This is a genomic window from Mycobacterium sp. NGS39, assembly GCF_059812765.1.
This window is the reverse complement of the sequence record NZ_JCALDH010000013.1, coordinates 74,573-95,593: the sequence shown is the minus strand read 5'-3', so window position 1 is coordinate 95,593 and position 21,021 is coordinate 74,573. Positions and strand designations below refer to the sequence as shown.

24 protein-coding genes and 1 tRNA gene are annotated in these 21,021 nt (G+C 64.7%); 12 read left to right on the top strand and 13 right to left on the bottom strand.

Annotated elements, in window-relative coordinates:
• Positions 1-124 precede the first annotated feature (124 nt).
• The 4 genes from AC5Y39_RS18005 (at position 125) to AC5Y39_RS17990 (ending at position 2,842) form a co-directional block, all read left to right on the top strand.
• Positions 125-802 carry an alpha/beta fold hydrolase gene (locus tag AC5Y39_RS18005; protein WP_500020528.1) on the top strand — a complete coding sequence of 226 codons (678 nt, stop codon included), beginning with the start codon at positions 125-127 and terminating at the stop codon, positions 800-802.
• A gap of 54 nt (positions 803-856) precedes the next feature.
• Entirely contained in the window at positions 857-1,321 is a 465-nt protein-coding gene (locus AC5Y39_RS18000; protein WP_500020526.1) for a Zn-ribbon domain-containing OB-fold protein, read from the top strand.
• Entirely contained in the window at positions 1,318-2,517 is a 1,200-nt protein-coding gene (locus AC5Y39_RS17995; RefSeq protein ID WP_500020524.1) for a lipid-transfer protein, read from the top strand. The genes AC5Y39_RS18000 and AC5Y39_RS17995 overlap by 4 nt, the downstream gene beginning before the upstream one ends.
• Positions 2,518-2,629: 112 nt before the next feature.
• Positions 2,630-2,842: a hypothetical protein gene (locus AC5Y39_RS17990; protein WP_500020522.1), complete on the top strand. Its 213-nt coding sequence runs from the start codon at positions 2,630-2,632 to the stop codon at positions 2,840-2,842.
• Between the two features lie 60 nt (positions 2,843-2,902).
• Here the strand turns inward: AC5Y39_RS17990 and AC5Y39_RS17985 are convergent, their stop codons facing one another.
• The 6 genes from AC5Y39_RS17985 to AC5Y39_RS17960 form a co-directional block, all read right to left on the bottom strand.
• Complete coding sequence (locus tag AC5Y39_RS17985) at positions 2,903-3,643, bottom strand: ABC transporter ATP-binding protein (RefSeq protein WP_500020520.1); 741 nt, start codon at positions 3,641-3,643, stop codon at positions 2,903-2,905.
• Positions 3,627-4,454, bottom strand: coding sequence for an ABC transporter ATP-binding protein (locus AC5Y39_RS17980; RefSeq protein ID WP_500020518.1), 828 nt, complete (start codon positions 4,452-4,454; stop codon positions 3,627-3,629). Before AC5Y39_RS17980 ends, AC5Y39_RS17985 begins: the two co-directional genes overlap by 17 nt.
• Positions 4,451-5,614, bottom strand: coding sequence for a branched-chain amino acid ABC transporter permease (locus AC5Y39_RS17975; RefSeq protein WP_500020516.1), 1,164 nt, complete (start codon positions 5,612-5,614; stop codon positions 4,451-4,453). The genes AC5Y39_RS17980 and AC5Y39_RS17975 overlap by 4 nt, the downstream gene beginning before the upstream one ends.
• Complete coding sequence (locus AC5Y39_RS17970; RefSeq protein ID WP_500020514.1) at positions 5,611-6,648, bottom strand: branched-chain amino acid ABC transporter permease; 1,038 nt, start codon at positions 6,646-6,648, stop codon at positions 5,611-5,613. Before AC5Y39_RS17970 ends, AC5Y39_RS17975 begins: the two co-directional genes overlap by 4 nt.
• Before the next feature lie 79 nt (positions 6,649-6,727).
• Positions 6,728-7,933, bottom strand: coding sequence for a branched-chain amino acid ABC transporter substrate-binding protein (locus AC5Y39_RS17965; RefSeq protein ID WP_500020512.1), 1,206 nt, complete (start codon positions 7,931-7,933; stop codon positions 6,728-6,730).
• 114 nt (positions 7,934-8,047) lie between these two features.
• On the bottom strand, positions 8,048-8,671 hold the full coding sequence (locus AC5Y39_RS17960; protein ID WP_500020510.1) for an ANTAR domain-containing response regulator: 624 nt from the start codon (positions 8,669-8,671) through the stop codon (positions 8,048-8,050).
• A gap of 76 nt (positions 8,672-8,747) precedes the next feature.
• On the opposite strand from AC5Y39_RS17960, the gene AC5Y39_RS17955 reads away from it, so the two are divergent.
• From AC5Y39_RS17955 to AC5Y39_RS17940, 4 genes are all read left to right on the top strand, one after another.
• Complete coding sequence (locus AC5Y39_RS17955; RefSeq protein WP_500020508.1) at positions 8,748-9,992, top strand: glycosyltransferase family 87 protein; 1,245 nt, start codon at positions 8,748-8,750, stop codon at positions 9,990-9,992.
• Positions 9,993-10,000: 8 nt separating this feature from the next.
• Positions 10,001-10,074 (top strand) — tRNA-Leu (locus tag AC5Y39_RS17950).
• A gap of 226 nt (positions 10,075-10,300) precedes the next feature.
• Entirely contained in the window at positions 10,301-10,684 is a 384-nt protein-coding gene (locus AC5Y39_RS17945; RefSeq protein WP_500020506.1) for a hypothetical protein, read from the top strand.
• A gap of 55 nt (positions 10,685-10,739) precedes the next feature.
• On the top strand, positions 10,740-12,062 hold the full coding sequence (locus tag AC5Y39_RS17940; RefSeq protein WP_500020504.1) for an adenylate/guanylate cyclase domain-containing protein: 1,323 nt from the start codon (positions 10,740-10,742) through the stop codon (positions 12,060-12,062).
• 10 nt (positions 12,063-12,072) lie between these two features.
• Here AC5Y39_RS17940 and AC5Y39_RS17935 read toward each other — a convergent pair whose 3' ends face one another.
• From AC5Y39_RS17935 to AC5Y39_RS17925, 3 genes are all read right to left on the bottom strand, one after another.
• Positions 12,073-12,645: a hypothetical protein gene (locus AC5Y39_RS17935; protein ID WP_500020502.1), complete on the bottom strand. Its 573-nt coding sequence runs from the start codon at positions 12,643-12,645 to the stop codon at positions 12,073-12,075.
• Positions 12,646-12,696: 51 nt separating this feature from the next.
• Positions 12,697-13,368, bottom strand: coding sequence for an MspA family porin (locus tag AC5Y39_RS17930; RefSeq protein WP_500020500.1), 672 nt, complete (start codon positions 13,366-13,368; stop codon positions 12,697-12,699).
• Positions 13,369-13,667: 299 nt separating this feature from the next.
• Positions 13,668-14,384 (bottom strand): MspA family porin, encoded by a 717-nt coding sequence (locus tag AC5Y39_RS17925; protein ID WP_500020498.1) that lies wholly within the window; start codon positions 14,382-14,384, stop codon positions 13,668-13,670.
• 331 nt (positions 14,385-14,715) lie between these two features.
• Between AC5Y39_RS17925 and AC5Y39_RS17920 the strand changes: the two genes are divergently transcribed.
• Positions 14,716-15,276, top strand: a complete 561-nt coding sequence (locus AC5Y39_RS17920; protein ID WP_500020496.1) for an Rv2240c family protein — start codon at positions 14,716-14,718, stop codon at positions 15,274-15,276.
• 23 nt (positions 15,277-15,299) lie between these two features.
• Here AC5Y39_RS17920 and AC5Y39_RS17915 read toward each other — a convergent pair whose 3' ends face one another.
• Genes AC5Y39_RS17915 through AC5Y39_RS17905 form a run of 3 tightly spaced genes read right to left on the bottom strand, consistent with a single transcriptional unit; the run spans position 15,300 to position 17,874 of the window.
• Positions 15,300-16,052 (bottom strand): amino acid ABC transporter ATP-binding protein, encoded by a 753-nt coding sequence (locus tag AC5Y39_RS17915; protein WP_500020598.1) that lies wholly within the window; start codon positions 16,050-16,052, stop codon positions 15,300-15,302.
• A 5-nt stretch (positions 16,053-16,057) separates the two neighbouring features.
• Positions 16,058-16,972 carry an amino acid ABC transporter permease gene (locus AC5Y39_RS17910; RefSeq protein ID WP_500020495.1) on the bottom strand — a complete coding sequence of 305 codons (915 nt, stop codon included), beginning with the start codon at positions 16,970-16,972 and terminating at the stop codon, positions 16,058-16,060.
• Between the two features lie 2 nt (positions 16,973-16,974).
• Entirely contained in the window at positions 16,975-17,874 is a 900-nt protein-coding gene (locus AC5Y39_RS17905; RefSeq protein ID WP_500020493.1) for an ABC transporter substrate-binding protein, read from the bottom strand.
• A gap of 123 nt (positions 17,875-17,997) precedes the next feature.
• Here AC5Y39_RS17905 and AC5Y39_RS17900 point away from each other — a divergent pair, with 123 nt between their 5' ends.
• From AC5Y39_RS17900 to AC5Y39_RS17890, 3 genes are all read left to right on the top strand, one after another.
• Complete coding sequence (locus AC5Y39_RS17900; RefSeq protein ID WP_500020491.1) at positions 17,998-18,375, top strand: Rv1352/Rv1906c domain-containing protein; 378 nt, start codon at positions 17,998-18,000, stop codon at positions 18,373-18,375.
• A gap of 114 nt (positions 18,376-18,489) precedes the next feature.
• Positions 18,490-19,101 carry an HdeD family acid-resistance protein gene (locus tag AC5Y39_RS17895; protein ID WP_500020596.1) on the top strand — a complete coding sequence of 204 codons (612 nt, stop codon included), beginning with the start codon at positions 18,490-18,492 and terminating at the stop codon, positions 19,099-19,101.
• On the top strand, positions 19,098-19,619 hold the full coding sequence (locus AC5Y39_RS17890; protein WP_500020489.1) for a DUF4190 domain-containing protein: 522 nt from the start codon (positions 19,098-19,100) through the stop codon (positions 19,617-19,619). Before AC5Y39_RS17895 ends, AC5Y39_RS17890 begins: the two co-directional genes overlap by 4 nt.
• Here AC5Y39_RS17890 and AC5Y39_RS17885 read toward each other — a convergent pair.
• On the bottom strand, positions 19,597-21,015 hold the full coding sequence (locus tag AC5Y39_RS17885; RefSeq protein WP_500020487.1) for a bifunctional lysylphosphatidylglycerol flippase/synthetase MprF: 1,419 nt from the start codon (positions 21,013-21,015) through the stop codon (positions 19,597-19,599). The two genes, AC5Y39_RS17890 and AC5Y39_RS17885, sit on opposite strands and share 23 nt — an antisense overlap.
• Between the last annotated feature and the right edge of the window lie 6 nt (positions 21,016-21,021).

Below are 21,021 nucleotides of genomic sequence, written 5' to 3'. Positions count from 1 at the left end.
AAGTGGGCTTGGCCGCGGTATCGGCTCCGGCAGGCGGGGCGGAAGGGGACGCTGACTTGGCGGGGCTCACGGATTCACTCTAGGCAGCCGCGCCGACACAGAACCGCTGTGGCATAAAGAGGCCATGTCCACCTTCGTGTTGATCCCCGGTGCGTGCCATGGCGCTTGGTGCTTCGACGATCTCGCGGCCAGGCTGCGCTCCCGGGGTCACCGGGTCTTGGCGTACACGTTGACCGGCGTCTCCGAACGCGCGCACCTGCTGCATTCCGGCGTGAACCTGGACACCCACATCCGCGACGTCGCGTCCGCGGTCGTCGCCGAGCAGGTACGTGACGCGGTCCTCGTCGGGCACAGCTACGGCGGAATGGTGATCACCGGCGTCGCCGATCAGCTGCCACAGATCGTCGATTCGCTGGTTTACATCGACGCATTCGTTCCCCGCCATGGCGATTCGTGCTGGACGTTGACCACCGACGAGCAGCGCGAGTGGTACATCGGAGTGGACGAGACGGGGTACGGCGTCCCGCCGCTGCCCTTCTTCGACGAACGTGCAACGGCGCACCCGCTAGCCGCTCTTCTCCAGCGGATCGTGTTGCACGGCGACTTGAGTGGGTTTCGGCGCCGCGACTACGTGTTCGCGCAGCGGTGGGCCGGCGAATCGCCCTTCCGTGCCACCTACGAGAAGCTGCGGGCTGATCCGTGGTGGAACACGCACAGCCTCGACGGAGGCCATAACCTCATGCGCGATTGTCCCGACGAGCTGGAGCGGATCCTCGTCGACGTCGGCGACGGTGCTGTCTGAGCCACAATTGGAACACGTTTCAGTTTTGCGCTCGCGGTCGGTACGCTAACCGACGTGTCGATATCCACCCAACCGGCGATTGACGGCTGGTTCGCCACCGACGGTTCAGGCGCGCCGTACCTGATCGGTTCCAAGTGCCACCGGTGCGGCACCTATGTCTTTCCGCCGCGTGCCAACAACTGCCCCAATCCCGCCTGCGACGGCGACGAGCTCGCGCAGGTTCCGCTGTCCCGTCGCGGCACGTTGTGGAGCTACACCGAAAACCGGTATCCGCCGCCGGCGCCCTACCCGGCGCCAGATCCGTTCGAACCGTTCGCCATTGCTGCAGTGGAGCTCGCCGACGAGGGAATGATCGTCCTGGGCAAGGTCGTCGAGGGCTCCTTGGCCGCCGACCTGAAAGTCGGCATGGAGATGGAACTGACCACCATGCCGCTGTTCGTCGATGACGACGGCGTCGAGCGCGTGGTGCACGCGTGGAGGATTGCGGACGCGAGGAGCAGGGAAGGCACTGCGCAATGAGCCCCGAACCTCTTTACATACTCGGCGCCGGTATGCACCCGTGGGGCAAATGGGGCCGCGACTTCACCGAGTACGGCGTCGTCGCTGCGCGTGCGGCTTTGGCCGAGGCGGGTCTGGATTGGCGGCAGATTCAGTTCGTCGCCGGCGCTGACACCATTCGCAACGGCTACCCCGGCTTCATCGCCGGTTCGACGTTCGCCCAGAAGCTCGGCTGGAACGGCGTGCCCGTCAGCTCCAGCTACGCCGCCTGCGCCAGCGGTTCGCAAGCCCTGCAAAGCGCTCGCGCGCAAATTCTCGCGGGCTTCTGCGATGTCGCGCTGGTTGTCGGTGCAGACACCACGCCCAAGGGCGCGTTCGCACCCGTCGGCGGGGAGCGCAAAAACGACCCGGACTGGCAGCGCTTCCATTTGATCGGGGCGATGAACCCCGTGTACTTCGCCTTACTTGCTCGCAGGCGAATGGATCTCTACGGTGCCACCTCCGAGGATTTCGCTCAGGTCAAGGTGAAGAACGCCCGTCATGGGCTTCAGAACCCGTATGCGCGCTACCGCAAGGAGACGTCGGTGGACGACGTGCTCGCCAGCCCGGTGGTGGCAGATCCGTTGCGGCAGTTGGACATCTGCGCGACGTCTGACGGCGCGGCTGCGCTTGTGGTGGCCAGCGCCGAGTTTGCGCGGAAGCATTTGGGTTCACTGGACGGAGTTCCGTCGGTGCGGGCGGTCAGCACCGTCACACCGCGGTACCCTCAGCATCTGCCCGAATTGCCCGACATTGCAACGGATTCCACGGCAGTAGTACCTGCATCTGACCGGGTGTTCAAGGACCAGATCATCGACGCAGCGTACGCCGAAGCGGGTATCGGCCCCGAGGACATCAGCTTGGCCGAGGTCTACGACCTGTCCACGGCGCTGGAACTCGACTGGTATGAACACCTGGGGCTGTGCGCCAAGGGTGAGGCAGAGAAGCTGCTGCGCAGCGGGGCGACGACGATCGGCGGCCGCGTGCCGGTGAATCCGTCCGGCGGACTGGCGTGCTTCGGTGAAGCGATTCCCGCACAGGCGATTGCTCAAGTGTGCGAATTGAATTGGCAACTGCGCGGGCAGGCCACAGGGCGTCAGGTCGAGAATGCGGCCGTCGGCATCACGGCCAATCAAGGCCTGTTCGGTCACGGGTCGTCGGTGATCGTCGCGCGCTGACCGCTCTGGCTGAGCTTGGCGAGCAACCTTGACTCGCGCTGCCACGTTTGTACCGCTGTCGCCCGGGTAGAAACCGGTGTGGATCGCTCACCGCTTCTCGAAAAGGACGGCCATGACAGCAATAGCCAGGCTGCGTGAGGCGCAGCGCCGCGTGTTCAAGGCTCAGCGACGACTTTGGCTACTCGAAGCGGCGTTCTGGCCGACGCTGGTCCTGGTTGCGGCAGCCGGGCTGGCCGGCGCGGGTTGGTGGCTGCGGCGCCGGTCAACCGCCAACCGGTCTGTTCCCCCACCGAGTCAGCCGACCGTGGCCGACTCCACGCTGTGACGGTAAAGCCGTTGCAGCGGCGGCTCGCAGCACGCCTTGTCGTCCTGCGTGCATCACACGTCAGGCAACGCCGAGGTAGGCGGCCCGGATGCTGTCGTCGTTGAGGAGCTGCTGCGCCTGCCCTTCGCGCGTGATGGTTCCGGTCTCGAGGATGTAGGCGCGGTCCGAACGGCTCAAGGCCTGCTGGGCATTTTGCTCGACCAGCAGCACCGTGGTGCCTTGCGAGTTGATCTCGGCGATGATCCGGAAGATCTGCTGAATCATCATGGGGGCCAGACCCATCGACGGTTCGTCGAGCAGCAGCACCTTTGGTCTGGCCATCAGAGCTCGCGCGATGGCGAGCATCTGCTGTTCGCCGCCGGACAGTGTGCCGCCCACCTGCTGACGCCGTTCCGCCAACCGCGGGAACGTCTCGAAGATCCACTCGAGTTTTTCCCGGTGCTCGGCTCGTGACGGGAAAGTCCTTCCGTAGCAGCCCATTTCGAGGTTCTCGACGACGGACATCCCGGGGAACACACCGCGGCCCTCGGGCGCCTGGATCAGCCCGTCGACCACCCGCTGGTGAGCCTTCACCCGGGAGATGTCGCGGCCTTCGAACCAGATGGAGCCGCGGGTCAGCGGCCGCAGACCGGAGATCGCTCGCATGGTGGTGGTCTTGCCGGCGCCATTGGAACCCAGGAGCGTGACCAGCTCACCCTCCCGCACCTGGAGCGACACGCCGTGCAGCGCCTCGATCCGGCCGTAATGCACGACGACGTCGCGCAATTCGAGCAGCACCGCCCTGCTATCGGATGTCGTCATCGGGCACTCCCAGGTAGGCGGCAATCACCGCCGGGTCGTCACGGATCGCCGACGGAACGCCCTCGGCGATTTTACGGCCGAACTCCAGCACCACGATCCGGTCGGTGACACCCATCACCAGCCGCATGTCGTGCTCGATGAGCAGCACGGTGTATCCGTCGTCGCGAATCTTGTTGATCAGCTCGATCAGTGCCGCCTTTTCGGCGGGATTGAATCCGGCTGCCGGCTCGTCGAGGCACAGCAGCTTCGGTTCGGTGGCCAGCGCCCGGGCGATTTCCAGCCGCCGTTGATCGCCATAGGGCAGATTTTTGGCCTTTTCCTCGCCACGCGACGCGATCCCGACAAACTTCAGCAGCGCGGCGGCGCGTTCGATCGCATCGCGCTCCTCGCGGCGATGGCGGGGGCCACGAAGGATCGCGCCGGGCACCGATGTCTTATGACGTGCATCGGTCCCCACGACGACGTTCTCCAGGGCCGTCATCTCGCCCCAGAGCCTGATGTTCTGGAACGTGCGGGCGATGCCGCGGCGAGTGATCTGGTGGCGTTTGATGCGACCCAGTGGCGCGCCGTCGAAGATCACCGTGCCCGCGCTGGGGCGATACACGCCGGTGATCGCGTTGAAGCACGTCGTCTTGCCGGCACCGTTTGGACCGATGAGTCCAAGGATCTCGCCGCGCCGGATGCTGAAACTCACGGCGTCGAGCGCCACCAGACCACCGAACCGCACCGTGAGATCTCTTGTCTCCAAGAGAGTTTCACCCTCAGCCGCGTGCACCTCACGGTGTAGCCCTGCGACCTCATCGACGCTCATACGCGCGACTCACTGCGCCGCAGCAGCTGCCGCGCCGACTTGCCATAGGCCAGCAGCTGCTGGCGCACCGGGAAGAGGCCCTGCGGCCGGAAGATCATCAGCACCACCAGCGCGAGACCGAAGAAAAGGTATTTGAGGTCGCCGAGATTGATGCCGAGGAAGTGCACGCCGAGCAATCGGTTGGGCAGGTAGACAATGACGAATGCGCCGAATATGACGCCCAACTTGTTGCCCTGCCCGCCAAGCACCACCGCGCACAGAAAGAGCATCGAGTTGATGATGTTGAAGTTGGTGGGTGCCACGTACTGCACCTGCCCCGCATACAGCGCACCGGACAGCCCGCCGATCCCGGCGCCGATCACGAACGCCCACAGCTTGAATCGAAAAGTGTTGACGCCCATCACCTCTGCGGCATCCTCATCCTCGCGGATGGCTACCCACGCCCGTCCCACCCTGCTTCGCTCCAGATTGCCGACGAGGATCAACACGGCTGCCACCAACACCAGCCCCAGCCAGAACCACCAGGTTCCGTAGTTGGCGTCGCCGCCCGAATTGCCGCTGGAGAACACGCCTTGCGGCAAGTTGTCCCGCTCCCCCAACCGCGGGTAGGCGATCTGGTTGAGGCCGCGCGATCCGTTGGTGATGTCCTGCAGATTGTCGGCCAGCAGCCGGATGATCTCGCCGAAGCCGAGAGTGACAATGGCCAGATAGTCGCCGCGCAGCCGCAGCGTCGGTGTGCCGAGGACCAGTCCCGCGAATGCGGTGACGCAGATTGCGATCGGCACACACGACAGCCACGCCCAGTCGGTGCTGAAGAAGCCAGTCGGCCCCATCTTGTTCCATGGACTGTCCGGACTGGTGAGCAGTGCGACGGTGTAGGCGCCGACGGCGTAGAACCCGACGTAGCCGAGATCGAGCAGGCCCGCCTGGCCGACCACCACGTTGAGCCCGATCGCGATTAGCGCCACCATCGCGAACTGCGCCATCACCCCGCCGAAGCTGATGCCCGGTGTGTCCAGGAAGCCGGGCGTGTGGAGCGGCAACAATGCGACCAGCACGAAAATACCAACGCCGACAACCCATTTCGCATATCGGCTCAGTCCGTTCCACCACTGGCGCAGCGCGTCGCCGGGGCGACTGAGCGGCTGGGTCCAGCTCATACCCGTGCCTTCCCGAGGCTTTCACCCAGTATCCCCGTCGGACGGACCAGCAGCACCAACACCAGCAACACGAACGCCACGACGTCACGCCACTGGGTTCCGAAGACGGCCTGCCCGTAGTTCTCCATGACTCCCAGCAGCAGACCGCCCAGCAGTGCCCCTCGCAGATTGCCGATGCCGCCCAGCACGGCGGCAGAGAAGGCTTTGATACCGAGTAGGAAGCCGCCCGAGTAGATGATCCCCTGCGGCACCTTCAGCGTGTACAGCAGTGCCGCTGCTCCGGCCAGCAGGCCACCGATGAGGAATGTGGTCATGATGGTGCGTTCTCGCGACACGCCCATCAGAGTGGCCGTCGTGGGATCTTGGGCCACCGCGCGGATGCCACGACCGAATTTCGTCCGGTTGATCGCCACGTCGGTAAGCGCCGCGAAGATCAGCGCAGCGGCAATGATCACCAGAGTGATGTTCGAGATGTTGGCGCCGAACACCCTGAACTGAACCTTGGGCACCACCAGGATGATCGGCTGCTGGGCGTTGCTGCCGCCGTAGCCCTTCAGCAACTGCGGCAGCACGAAGTGCACGAATTCCTGGAGCACGAACGACATACCGATCGCGGTGATCAGGAAGGTGAGCGGGCGGGCGTTTCGCCGGCGCAGCGGCCGGTATGCCACTGCTTCCAAACCGATTGCAGCCGAACCGGATACGGCCATCGCGACAATCATCGCGATCCCGAGATACAGCACCGTCAGCGCGATTCCCTTGCCGTATGCGTTTCCGCTCGGGGCGAAGCCGAGAATCATGTCGAGCGCGAAGTAGGAGCCGAACATGCCGAGCATGAAGATCTCGGAGTGCGCGAAGTTGATCAGCCGCAGCACGCCGAACACCAGCGTGTAGCCGACCGCCACCAACGCGTAGATCGCGCCCCAGGACAGGCCGTCAATTGTCAACTGCCCGAAGCCGTGCCGCAGCCCGTCCAGATTGAACGTGATATTGGCGGCGTACACGGCGCACTGGCCGAGGCAATCGTCGATCATCCGGTGGCGGCTCCTCGATTACGAGAACGCGTCCGAGTCGCCGTTGTCGGGTCTCGGACGCGCATCTCGCCCTGTGCGGCTACTGAACCTTGTAGATCCAGATCAGTGTGTTGGTCAGTTCACCTGTCGGATCCCACTGATATTGGCGCGCGACGCCGGGGCCGTTGTACGTGCGGACGTAGTCGTGCAGCTGCGGACGCGTGACGGCGCCCGAGTCGATGCCCTTGAGCAGGATGGTGGCCAGGTCGTATCCCTCGGTGCTGTACGTGCCGGGCGCCTGGTTGAACTTCTTGGTGTACTCGTCGGCGAAGGCAGGCGGGGCGGGGCTGCAGGGGCATGACAGGATCGCGTCCTTCGATGCGCTGCCGGCCTGCTTGACGAACTCCGGATCCTTTGTGCCGTCGGCGGATACGAACGTTGCCGCGACGCCGCCATCGCGCAATTGCTGCACGAACGGAGCGGCTTCGGCGTAGTAGCCGCTGTAGAACAGCGCATCCGGGCTTGCGTTCTTCACCTGGGTGACTGCGGCGGAGAAATCCTTGTCGCCCTTCTTCACCGAGATGTTGCAGGCATTGTCGGCGACCGGCCCGAGGGTCTGCCGGACCACATTGGCCAGGCCGACGCCGTAATCAGTGCTGTCGTCGACGACGCACACCTTCTTGTTGTTGAGCGTGTTCTTCAGATAGTTGGCCACTGCACGGCCCTGCGCGCCGTCGTTGCCCAGGCCGCGGAAAAACGTCTTCCAGCCGTTCTGGGACAGCGTGACGTTGGTCGCCGACGCGGTGGCGGCCACCAGGCCGGCCTGGTTGAAGACACCGCCGGTGGCTTTGGTCTCACCGGAGAAGGCCGGGCCGATCAACCCGATGATGCTCGCGTCGTCGACAATCTGCGGAGCGATGGCGGTCGCCTTCTGCGGATCGCCTTCGGTGTCGAACGGTTTGAGCTGAACCTGGCAGCCGGGGTTGGCGGCGTTGTGCTTGTCGACGGCCAGCTGCACACCGTTTCTGATGTTGATGCCGAGCGCGGCGTCGGGGCCGTTGAGCGCTCCTGCCATCGCGATGCTGACCGGCGGGCAGGTGGCCTTTCCGGTGCCGGCGGGATCCGCAGCGGCGGAGGTGTCCGGCGGCTTGATCTCCTTGCCGTTGTCGTCGATAGGCACCTGCTCGACGATCTTGAGGTTCGTGCCGCTGTTCTCGTCTTTCGACTGGGTACAGCCGGCCATGCCGACGACCAGCAGCCCGACAGCACCGATCACCCAAGCACTTCGCGTCGCGCGACCGCGCACGTGTCACCTCCAGGTCAGCATGCGATGGCTAGAACGTTGGGATAGAACCATAGCCAACACCTTGCTGCCGTGCGCGGTGTTGTCGGAGCCGTCAGCTGGCCGACGAGGCGTCCTTCATTCCGGTGGGGGCTCGCCGAGCGTCTCGAGCACCACTTCGGCCACCCGCTTCATCGTGGTCCGGCGGTCCATTGCGGCTCGCTGGATCCAGCGGAACGCCTCCGGCTCGCTCATCCCCTGCTTGCTCTGCAGCAGGCCTTTGGCACGTTCGACGAGTTTGCGGGTCTCCAATCGATCCGAGAGGCTCGCCACCTCCCGCTCCAGCTCGGCGATTTCGTTGAACCGGCTGACGGCGACCTCGATGGCCGGAACGAGGTCGGTCGCCGAGAACGGCTTGACCAGGTAGGCCATCGCGCCGGCGTCCCGAGCGCGCTCGACGAGCTCTCGCTGGCTGAACGCAGTCAACACCACGATCGGCGCAATCCGCTTCTGCGCGATTTCCCGGGCCGCATCGATGCCGTCGCGGCGGGGCATCTTGACGTCCATGATCACCAGGTCGGGCTTGAGCGAATCGGCAAGCTCCACAGCTTCTTGCCCGTCGCCGGCTTGCCCGACGACCTCATAGCCCTCTTCCTTGAGCATCTCGGCCAAGTCGAGCCGGATGAGGGCCTCGTCTTCGGCGACGAGTACGCGGCGCGGCGTTGTGTTCGTCGCTCGTGGCTCCGACGATGACCCGGTCATGGGTGCCATTGTGTCGTGGCACACGCGGCGCGGCGACCGGGGGGTTGTGACATGCAACGTGGGTACCATCCGCTGTGTGAATGCCCGGTCGCTGCGGTCAGCTGCGCAGCCCTGGGTCGTCGTCGCGGCGGCACTGATGGCAGTGGCCGCAACGTGGATCTACGAGCGAATCCGCGATGTCTACCCGGTGGACTGGGCGGTCTACCGCTATGGGTCGGCAGCGGCATGGCAGGGTGCCGACCTGTACGCCGGCAACCTGCACGGCCAGCACATCGCCGACGAGGGCCTGCCGTTCACGTACACGCCGTTCGGCGCGCTGGTGCTGTGGCCCACGAACCTCGGCAGCCAAGAAGTCGGACTGTGGGCGTGGAGCATCGCCTCGATGCTGGCGCTGGTGGCGGTGATTGCGATGGTGACGCCTGCGCAGCTGCGGTACCGCTGGATCGCCGTCTTCGGCATCGCATCGGTCGCGTGCGCCACGATCATGGTGTACGCGCACTTCTTCTTCGGCCAGATCAATATCCTCTTGATGCTGCTGGTGATCGCCGATCTCACCCGGCGCGACGACACCGCGCTCGGGCGCCGCATACCCCCAGGACTGCTGATCGGGCTGGCTGCTGCGATCAAGCTGACGCCGGGGCTGTTCATCATCTATCTCGCCGCGGCCAGGCAGTGGCGGATGTTCTGGTGGAGCCTGGCCAGCTGCGCGGGCGCCTTCGTCCTGGCGTTCCTGGTCCGGCCCTCGCTGAGCATCGCGTTCTTCACCCACGGCCTGTGGCACCTGACCGACAGGGTGGCACTAGGCACCAAGTTCGCCACGTCGGGCAACAACTCGATCCAGGGCCTGCTCGCGGCCGTGGGTGACTGGACGCGGCCGCTGGCGCTGACCCTGACGGCCGTCGCCGCCGTGGGTGGGCTGCTGCTGGCCCGACGAGCCACAGCTCATTCGGGCTTGCTGGCCGGCGGCCTGGTGACCGGCATGACAGCGACGCTGATCTCTCCGATCAGTTGGGTGCATCACTGGGTGTACCTGGTACCGGCCGCAGTGTTCATCTGGTTCCACCGCGGCTGGTGGGCCCGTGCGGTGGTCATCGGCGGCACGCTGGTGACGGTCTTCGCCACCCCCGAAGTCGGGCAGGACTGGCTGGTCGACGCCTCACTTGTCGAGGCGGTGATCGGCTGGCTTTTGCGCGAAATGCTGATGGTGCTCGGCGTCCTCGCGATCGGGATCATCGCCTACGGCAGCCGGCGTCCGTCACCGTCGGCGTCAGACGACGCGGGCACCGAAGTGGAGGAGCCTGTGCGAGCATCGCTATCGTGAGTTGCTGCGCCCTCGTATCCCAACTGGCAGAGGAACTGGACTCAAAACCCAGACAGTGTGGGTTCGAATCCCACCGAGGGCACTTCCGGCGCAGCATCGCCGCTCGAGGGTGACACTGACTTCTCGTGGCGCTGTTGCGAATGTGATTGACTCGCAAGGCTTTTCGTATGGCCCACGCTGGTTGCACACGGCCAGAGGACGATTCGCGCGGAGCCTGGCCACGCTTGCTTGCCCGACAATTTCGCCAAAGTCGTCAGATCGCGGTCCCGTTGACCTCAAGATGGACAGCAATTACGAAGGGACTGCACATGAACACCAAAGCAGCGACGATCGCCTCGGCCGCATTCGGCGGTATTGCGCTGGCGGCAATTACGCTCGCCGTTGCACCAGCCGCCGCGGCAAACCCCGCGATTGCGGACACTTCGGCACGTCACCTCGCCGTGTTCGTCGACGAACCCGTCGACCCGGTCGACTGCGTCGAGGCCACGTCCAGTGAATGCAATCCCGGCGACCCTGCCGGCAGCACCGGGCTGTCGACCGGTCCGCAAACCGAACCTGACGTCGCAAGCGGGCCCGGCATGGGCCAGCCTGCGGGGAGCACGGGTCTGGATTCCGGCCCGACGATGCCGGTGGACGTCGACACCGACCCTGGGCTGCAGGACGGCGGTGAACCTGCCGGCGCCATCGGATAGCCGTCGATCTCTGCGGAGACCCGCCGTCGCCGGCGTCGCCCGATAAGCTGTGAGGATGGCCGCCGAGGTCAATGACGCGGCAGCAGGCCCCGCCCGGACCTTCTGCGGTCCCCCGATGCACCTTCGGCCCCAAGCCACGGCGCGTAGCCGGCACTACGCCGACCGCGAAGCGCGCAGCCGCAAAGTCATCAACATCACCACCGCCATCGCAGCGGTGGTCACCATCGGCTTCGCGGTGGTTCAGCTCGTGACCGAGAACGGGATCTGGCGCGTGGCGATGATCAACGTCGTAGCCGGCGTCATCTTCCTCGCGATCCCGCTGCTGCATCGATACGACCTTGTCGTATCCCAGCTCACGCTGACCCTGACGTCGTACGTGGTGCTCTCGGTGCTGATCTGGAATGTCGGCACGGGCGCGGGCTTGCAGTTCTACTTCCTCGTCGCGGCCACTGTCGCGGTGCTGGTGCTGGGAATCGAGCACATCGTGCTCGCGTGCATCCTCGTCGCAACCGGCGCGGGCATCGTGATCGCGCTGCAATTCACCGTCCCCGCCGACACGGGACTGCAAGCCCCCTGGGCGCTGCCGGCGGGCTTCGTCACGTCGGTGGTGTCTGCGTGCGTGATGGCCGTCGCCACAGTCTGGTACGCGCTGCGTGAGATCGGACGCGCTGAAGCAGCGATGGAGGAGGAATACGAACGCTCGGAACAGTTGCTGGCCAACATCCTGCCCGAGAGCATCGCGACGCGGCTGAAGAACCCAGCCACCACGATCATCGCCGACAAGTACGACGACGCCTCGGTCCTGTTCGCCGACATCGCCGGCTACACGGAGCGTGCCAGCCAGTCGACTCCCGCGGACCTGGTCGAGTTTCTCAACGTGCTCTACACGGAGTTCGACCGTCTGGTCGAGCAGCACGGCCTCGAGAAGATCAAGACCAGCGGCGACTGCTACATGGTGGTCAGCGGGGTTCCCGAACCGCGGCCTGACCACCTCGAGGCGCTGGCATGCCTGGCGCTGGAAATCGCCGACACCATCGCCGATCTCAAAGACGAAGCGGGAGAATCGGTTCCGATGCGGATCGGCATGGGTGTCGGTCCAGTGGTGGCCGGCGTGGTGGGCACCCGCCGATTCTTCTACGACGTGTGGGGCGACGCGGTGAATGTCGCATCGCGAATGGAGTCCACCGGCGTTCTGGGCCGTATCCAAGTGCCGCAGGAGGTTTACGAGCGTCTCAAAGACACGTTCGTGTTCGAGCCGCGCGGCGAGGTGCAGGTCAAAGGCAAAGGCGTCATGCGGACGTGGTTCCTGGTGGCCGAGCGCGACAGTGCCTCAGAGAACGAAATGCACTCAGCCGCAAAGGAAGCCGCGATCCGATAGTGCTCTGCAGTCAGCTGCCCGGCGGTGGAGCCGGTGGCAACGCAGCGTCAGGAGCAGGCGGTGGCTCCGGCCAATTCAGCCCCAATGGGATGTTGGTTCCCGGGGGCGGCGCGGTTCCCGGAAGCGGCTCGCCCAGCTGAGACGGGTCGAGCTTGCCCATCGGATAGTGGAAGAGGCCGCGCGCTCCCCTGATGTTGTCGAGAAGACCACCGGGCGGTGCATCGGCCGCGGCGGGCGTATAGCTGTAGAGCGATTGCTGCCCCTGCCCGGTAAGCCCGAAGTTGATGGGACGCAGGGCTTGAATCGCGTTCTGGTCCACCAGAAATGGCTGCGCAGGCTGATCGGGTGTACCGCTGGCGACCGTGGGGACGGGTGCCTGGCCCAGCAGGAAGTCATAGCCCGACCCGGGCGCCATTGCACCGTTCGGCAAAAACCCCTGAAGCACTCCCGGTGGCGGCACAAAGCCGACCGGTGCGGCGTTCGGCGCGGGCGGCGGCTCAGCCGGTGCTGGTGCCGGCGGTGGTGGATCGGCAGCGGCGGTAGCCGACGACGCGAGCGCACCGCCAACGGCGAGCAGACTCACCGCCGCAAGAGCCGCCGGCCTGGTGCTTCGTCTTGTCCGGGCCATCTCGACTCAGAAGACCTTGGCGACGCCGTAGTACGCGACCACGTCGTCCGTGTCACCGTTGGAGCTGGTCAATATCGCATAAGAGCGCAGCGATGACGCTCCAACGCAGTTGTCGATCTTGATGTGGACATCCCTCACCGTCACTCGGGTCGAGTTGCCCTTGAACTCCTTTTTGTCCACGGGAACGCTTGTCACGGTGCCGGGCCTCGGCTCGATTTCGATCTGACCCTGGATGGGGAAGTTGATTCCCGAAGTCAGACCACTGGTGGCAAGTGAGTTACTGCCGCCGATGCCGATGCTGCCGTTCAGCTTCACCTTGTCCATCTCGATGGCGCAACCGATCTGGTAGCCGACTTCGAGCGTGCCGCCCTTCGCTGAGCCCATTCCTGTCCCGGTGAAGGTGGCGCCCACCAGCCAGTCACGTGATGCCAACGACGTCGTCAGCGGCGCCACCGGCAGCTGCGTCTCGTCTTTGGCGACCACGGTCAACGTGCGCCCGTCGGTGGTGTGGGCGACGCCCGGAGGCCCCGACGGCACGGCTCCGGTGTCAGGCGGTGGTCCTGCGTCGGCGACGGGCTCCGCCGGCGGAGGCGGCGGCGGGTCGGCCAGAGCGAACGGAGCGACGCTCAGCGGGACCAGCGTGCATGCAGCGGCCACCATGGCAAAACGATTCAACATGTCGTGTCGGCGCCTCTCATATCTCGAATCCCCGTGGGATCTGTCCGTGGAATCTTCAATGGACCGGGTGTCCAAACGGTAAACGGCGCGCCAACAGTTCGCACCCGATTGCCGACTACTGCGAAGCCGAAAAGCGCTGGAAAATATCCGAATTCGATGCGGCTATAGCACACCGGCAAACTTGTTGCATCCGGAAGGGCTGCGTTCTGCGCCACACATTAAGTGGCATTCCCCGCGAACAGCCGCATGCCCCCGCCGTGGGCGGGGGCATGCGATCCGCCGGGCGATTTCGACCGCTGTCAGACCATCTTGGTGACGCCGGTGTAGGTGATGACGTCATCGGTGTCGTCGGTGGAGCTGGTCAGCGTCGCGTAGGACCGAATGAACGACGCACCTGCGCACTGGTCGAACTTGACACGTAGACCAGTGATATTGATCACCGGCGACGTGCCTTTGAACTTCTTCTTGTCGATCGGGACGATGTTCACCGTGCCGGGCTTGAGGTCGATCTTCATCTGGTACGACAGCGAGGGGTTGATGGTGACCGGGAAGATCGGCAACACACTGCTCGGACTGAGAAGCGATATGCCCGGTTGGATACCCGCCGAGACAATGCTTTCGATGTCGTCCTGCGCAATGCCGCAGCCGATTTGGTATCCGGCTTCCAGCGTCCCGCCGGCGAGCTTCGGTCCACCCGAACCCGTCACCGATCCGGTGAACGTTCCGTCGACGAGGTACTCGCGAGAGGTCGGCGCGCCGGTCAGCGGCGCCACCGGCTCCATCGACTCGTTCTTGCCGACGACCGTCAGGGTGTAGCCGTCAGGGGTTTTCAGCACTCCGGGTGGAGCAGACGGCACGGGACCGGCAGGGCCGGGGCCGCCGGGCTCGCCGGGCGGTGGAGCGGTGTCGGCGGCCGGCACAACGGGAGCGGGGGGTGGGTCGGCAAGAGCGAGTGGAGCCGTCCCGACCGGGACCAGCAGGCCAACGGCAGCCAGCGTGGCAAATCGATTCAACATGTCGTGGTGGCGCCTCTCATCATCTGAATCCCCATGGAATCTGTCCCGGGAATCTTCGATGGGCCGGGTGTCCAAACGGTAAACGGTGCGTCAACAGTTCGCGCCCGGTTACCGACTACTGAGCATGCAAGATACGGCATGTCGGTGGCGAGAAATGCCCGGAAATCGCAGCGCTCGGCAAGGCTCGCGGGGGAAAGACATGGCGCCGTGTCTGCACTCGCTCACCTCCGGTCATCCGCTGTTTGATTCCTGTTCACGATGCGGACAGTTGGCGCCCGCACCATTTCACCTCGACCTAGCCTTGAGACGTTCGAGTCTCTGGAAGGAAATGATGAAGTCATCACGAGTACGCGGACAGGGGTTGGCCGCTTTCCTCTTGACACTCGGTGTCGGTCTTTCGGTCGCACCCTGCGCCGTTGCAGAGCCGGCCGCAGCCGACGAGCCCCACCCCACGTCGCCGGGTTCGACGGTCGCCGCCCCGGCTGCCGCCCCTCCGATCGCCGCCGGCGCCGATGCGGCCGCCGCGGACGCCTGCCGGCAGTTCTCGACTGCGTGGAACTACGCCGCCGTCAACTACGAGGACTTCGCATACGCCACCGCAGGCAATGGCAACCTGGTGAATTATCAGGATCCCGAGGTCTCAGACTCCAATGTCGTCGGCCGGACGGCATTGCGGCAAGCCGCCGCGGTGGCGCTAAACGCTTCGGGGACACCGGGATTGGCGCCGGAGATCGCAGACCCGATGCGAAAGTGGGCGCTGAACGCCGCGCGGCTGGTCCTCACGATGGGGCTGCGCGGCGGCGGCGACGCGCTCAACTCGGCCGCGTCCAGCCTCAACAACGACGCTCATGAGGTCCAGCTGGCGTGCGCGGCGGCCGGTGCCCGCGCCTGATCCGGTATCTCTGCGCGCCAGTATCACAACAGCTTGGACAAAAACGCTTGGGTGCGTTGATGTTTAGGTGATGCGAGCACCTCGCGCGGGTTGCCGCTCTCCACGATCACGCCTTCGTCCATGAACACCAGTTGATCGGCGACCTCACGCGCGAAGCCCATCTCATGGGTAACCACCAGCATCGTCATTCCGCCACGCGCGAGGTCTCGCATCACTGAAAGCACCTCGCCCACGAGCTCAGGGTCCAGCGCCGACGTCGGCTCGTCGAACAGCATCAACTTCGGGTCCATAGCCAGTGCCCGGGCGATCGCGACGCGCTGCTGCTGTCCACCCGACAGCTGCGCCGGATAGGCGTCGGCCTTATCGGAGAGCCCGACCCGGTCCAGCAACTCGCGGGCCCGTTTCACCGCGACGTCCTTCTTCACCTTCTTGACGTGGATGGGCGCCTCGACGATGTTTTGCAGCGCGGTGCGATGCGGAAAAAGGTTGAAGTGCTGGAACACCATTCCGACGTCGCGGCGTTGCTTGGCTGCCTCACGCGGCGGCAATTCGTGCAGCTTGCCGCCCTTCTCGCGATAGCCCACCAGCTGACCGTCCACGTAGAGCCGGCCGGCGGTGATGTTCTCCAGGTGGTTGATGCAGCGCAGAAACGTCGACTTGCCCGAGCCGGAAGGGCCGACGATGCACAGCACCTGCCCGCGCTCGACCGTCAGCGTCACACCCTTGAGCACCTCGAGCGCACCGAAGTTCTTACATACCTGTTCGGCGACCACCATCGCCGTCATACGTGCTCCTCGAATGCGCGCTTGGCCTGCGCGAGCGCCTCGAGCTGCTTGGACGTGAGCTTGCGTGACGCCCCCCGCGAGAAATACCGCTCCAGGTAGTACTGCCCCACCATCAGCACGCTGGTGATGGCCAGGTACCACGTAGCCGCCACGAGCAGCAGCGGAATCGGTTGAAACAGCGCCAAGCCGATGTCATGGGCGCGGCCGTACAACTCGAGGGTGTACGGCACTGCGATCACCAGCGACGTGGTCTTCAGCATGCTGATGACCTCGTTTCCGGTGGGCGGGATGATCACGCGCATCGCCTGGGGAAGCACGGTGCGGCGCATTGTCATCCACCACGACATGCCCAGTGCGATCGACGCCTCCGTTTGGCCTTCGGGCACCGAATTGATGCCGGCCCTGATGATTTCGGCCATATAGGCCGCCTCGTTGAGCCCCAGCCCGATGACCGCCATCACGAAGTAGAACGAGAAGTTCTGCAGCGTGAAGTGGAAGAACGTCGGCCCCCAGGGGATACCAACCTGGATGTTCTTGTACAGCACCGGAAAAAGGCCCCAGAACACCAATTGGACGTACACCGGCGTGCCGCGGAAGATCCAGATGTACACCCAGGACACCGACCGCAGCACCGGGTTGGGTGACAACCGCATCACGGCCAGGGTCACGCCCAGCACCACGGCCAACACCATCGACAGGATCGTCAGCTGGATGGTGTTCCACGCCGCAATCGAAATCCGTTGGTCGAATAGGTATTTGGCGTACGTCGACCAGTAGTAGGCCGGGTTGGTGGCGGCTCCCCACAAGAACAGCGCCACCAGCACGGTGATGATGATCGCTGTCACCCACCGCCACGGATGCCGCAGCGGCACGGCATCGATGGCAGGCGGTGGCGATGCCTCGGCGGCCACGATCAGCCGACTGCGCCGTTGATCACCGGCTTGTCGATTGCGCCGGTGTGGGCGCCCCAATTGTCGAGAATCTTCTTGTAGTCACCGGTCTGGATCACGTGCTCGAGCGCCCTCAACAGCGCCTGTCCCAGCGGCGAGCCCTTCGGCACCGCCCAGCCGTACGGCGCTGACTGGAACAGCTCACCGGCAGCTTCCAGCTTGCCGCTGCTCTGCTTGATCGCCCACGCGGTGACCGGGGAATCGGCTGTCATGGCGTCGGTTTGGCCCAGCATCACTGCATTGGTCGCCGCGTCCTGGCCGTCGAACTTCAGCACGTTGATCGGCGGCTGACCCTTCTTGAGGCAGTCTGCGTTCTTGGCCGGCAGCTCTTCGGTGTCTTGCACGGTGCCCGTCTGCACCGCCACCTTTTTCCCGCATGCGTTGTTGGGGTCGATCGGCGCGCCGGGCCGCTGGGCCCATAGCGATCCGGCGCGGAAGTAGTCGACGAAGTCGACCTGCTGCTCGCGTTCCTTGTTGTCCGTGAACGACGACATCCCCATGTCATAGGTGCCGCCCTGGATCGACGGAATGATTTTGTCGAAAGCCGATGCCCGGTACTCGGGGGTGACACCAAGCACCGCTGCGACGGCGTTGAGCAGGTCGACGTCGAAGCCGATGATGTTGCCGTTGGCGTCCTTGAATTCGTTGGGCGCGTAGGTGGGATCGGTGCCGACGACGATCCTGCCCGCCGTCTTGATCTTGTCCGGCAACAGGTTGGCGATCTCGTCGACCTTGGCCGGCTTCACCGACGTGGTCGATCCGCCCGGTCCGGAGCTTTCCGTGTTGCTGGTACAGCCGGTGAGGGCCAGGGCCGCGGAGACGACGATCGCTCCGGCCACCAGCCATGCGCCTGATCTCGTCATTGCCTCTCTTTTCGGTCGGGGCCGTCGACCAGGTGACGTCGACGACCGCAGGAGCCAGTACGTGAACACTAGCGGGGAGAATGTTTCCGAGCCCGCAAAGCAGCTGACGTACGATCTCGCGCCGTGAACGGGCTGCAAGCCGTGGGCGTCATCGGTGCCGCCTCCTTGCTCCTGGTCGGTGGGCCCTCACTTCTCACAGGGGAATCGGCCGGTCCTTCGCCCGAAGCCGCCGCCGAGCCGGTGACCGATGGCACCTACACCATCGGCAAGGACATCCCCGCCGGAAGGTGGCACACCGACGGGCCGCGGAGCATCAACGCCGTGGGTATGGCGGCGACGGTGCGGTGCGGATGGCGGATCGGGTGGCCTCAGCTCGACCACGGAGTGCAGACAATGGCCGCGATCATCCACCGAAGCAATTCGGGCGCCACGGACATTGTGTTAGGTCCTAACGGGGCAGTGTTCGAAACCAAAGGCTGCAAGGCCTGGCGTCGGCGCTGAAATGTCGTTCGGCCATGCCGAGCAACGCATTCGATGCGTGCCACTTACTCGACGTGTTGATCGCGCGACGGCGAAATGCTCACCGGTCGACTTGGCCTGTGGAACACTTCACGCATGACTGCTCCCGAACGCCCCAAGCTGCTCAAACATCTCTGGTGGACGACGCTGATCTCCGGAATTGCGTCGCTGATTCTCGGTGTACTTGTCCTGTGGTGGCCCGGCAAGACGATCCTCGTTGCCGCGATTCTGTTGGGCGCCTATTTGCTTGTCAGCGGTATCTTCCAAGTGTTCTTCGCACTCACCCTGCATATTTCAGCGGGCGGCAGGGTCTTGTTGTTCATCAGCGGCGCGGCGGCTTTGATCCTCGGCATTCTGGCTTTCCGTCATTTCGGTACAGATGAAGCGACTGCTGTTCTGCTGCTGGCCATCTGGATCGCGGTGGGTTTCATCTTCCGTGGTGTCGCAACAACAACCTCTGCGATCAGCGATCCGGGCATGCCCGGCCGCGGCTGGGAGATCTTCTTCGGCATCGTCAGCATCATCGCGGGCATCGTCGTGATGGCTTCTCCGTTCCGCTCGCTCGTCATCTTGGCTCTGGTGACCGGCATTTGGCTCATCGTGATGGGTGTGTTCGAAATCGTGTCCGCATTCGGAATCCGTAAGGCCTCGAAGAGGGTCGACGAGTTCGTCGAACGACGTGTCACCGCGGAAGGAACGAACGCATGACGGACCCGAACCAGCCGGACACACCGCCCCCGGGACAGTACGGCGGATATCCGCAACAGGGACAGTACGGCGAGTATCCGCCGCCACCGCCGATGCCCTACGCCGGTCAGGCCCCGCTGCCTGTCCCGCCGCGAAACGGGCTCGGCACTGCGGCGTTGGTGCTGGCGATCATCGGCTTGCTGTCGTGCTGGAGCGTCGTCGGTGGCGTCATCCTCGGCATCATCGCCGTGATCCTCGGGTTCGTCGGGCGTGGCCGCGTGAACCGCGGAGAAGCGAACAACGGGGGCGTCGCGCTGGCCGGCATCATCCTAGGGTTCCTGTCGATCGTGGCCGCGCTGGCATTCCTTGCCATCTACGCGGTCGTCGGCGTCGCGATCTTCAAAGAGGGTGGCGGCAAGGACTTCATGGATTGCATGAACAAGGCAGGCAACGATACGAGCGCACAGCAGCAGTGCGAGGACCAGTTCCGCGATAGCCTGGAGACCAAGTACAGCGTCACGCTGACGAACACGCCGTGAGCCAGAGCCGACGCCTGCGCGGCATGAACTCCAGCGACAACAGCACCACAGCCGCCGGCAGCACGTGCCGCAGTGACAGCAGCACAAACCGCCGCTGTCCGAGCGCGTGGAACTTGCGCAGATACCGGTATAGCGACTCCAGCGAGATCAGCGAATCGAGCAGGTGGATCGCGTTGTAGACGACGTCTTGGAGCCAGTTGCGGTCCTTGTTGTCGAAAACTTCCGGGAATGCTGCGAATGCTAATGAAACCCGTTCTGCGCCAAGGGCTTTACTTTTCAACACCATGTCGACGCTGAGCCGTTCGTCGATGCCGTTGGGTGCTCCTGGACGACGCCACGGCACGTCCAGGGTGATGTCCCTGCCGCCGCCGGCCGTCGCGTACCGGTGGAAACCGTGCACCTGCCCGTCATGGTCACGGGCGACGATCAACTGGATGCCGGGATACCGACGCTCGAGTGCGCCGTCGAGAATCATCGAAAATCCCCGCTCGGTACGCGCACCGCTGTGCGAAGCGATCAACACCTGTGCCAGCTCCGCTTGCAGCGCGTCGTCGAGATCCTGCTCGGCGACAACCTCGGTGGTGATCCCGAAGTTGTGAGTACGCTGCACGGCTTGGCGCAGATTGCGGTACTTGCGTCCCACCATGTCGAAGCTCTGTACGTCGATGACGACGTCGCGCCCGATCGGCACACTGCGCATCCGTTGGCCCACCACCGCGTCATTGCGCCACAGGGGCAAGCGCCGCTCGCTGCAGCCGAGCACGATGATCCGCCAGCCCCTGGTGTGACACATCACGACGAAGTCGGCGATCAGCTGTGGAAATTGGCTTTCGTCGCCGAGCGGATCCCCGCTGACCGTGGCGAATCCGATGCGGGTGCGGTAAGCGATCGCCGCCGTCCCGTCGACGCTGAAGAAGTAGCTCTTCTGCGCCTGCATCGCGAACGGTGCGAGCGGGTCGCCTTCGGTGGCGTTGATCAGCCGCCATACGTGGGGAAGGTCGTCCGGCTGCGGTCGCGACGCCGTCGGCCACATCAACACCCAGCCGGCGCCGGCGACCAGCACATTGCCCAGCACGTCGAACGACAGCAGATGCGCACCGAAGCCGATGAGCAGCACCACCATTGCGGCTGTCGCGTGCGCTGTGGTCACGGGGCGGCCCAGGAAGATGCCGCGCGCGATCAGCGCGACACCGGTCAAAATCACCAACGACCACGCCAGTCGGCCGGATGCCGCCCAGTCGGCGTGGTGGTAATCATGGGCCAGTAACACCACGAGCCAGCAGAACAAGCTCAGGACTGCCAGCGCGCCGATCCACCGCGCCGCCGGCCTGTCGACACTGACGACAACGCGTTCGCGGGCGCGTACTTTCGCGACTTTGACCGGCTCTGTCACCACCAGAAG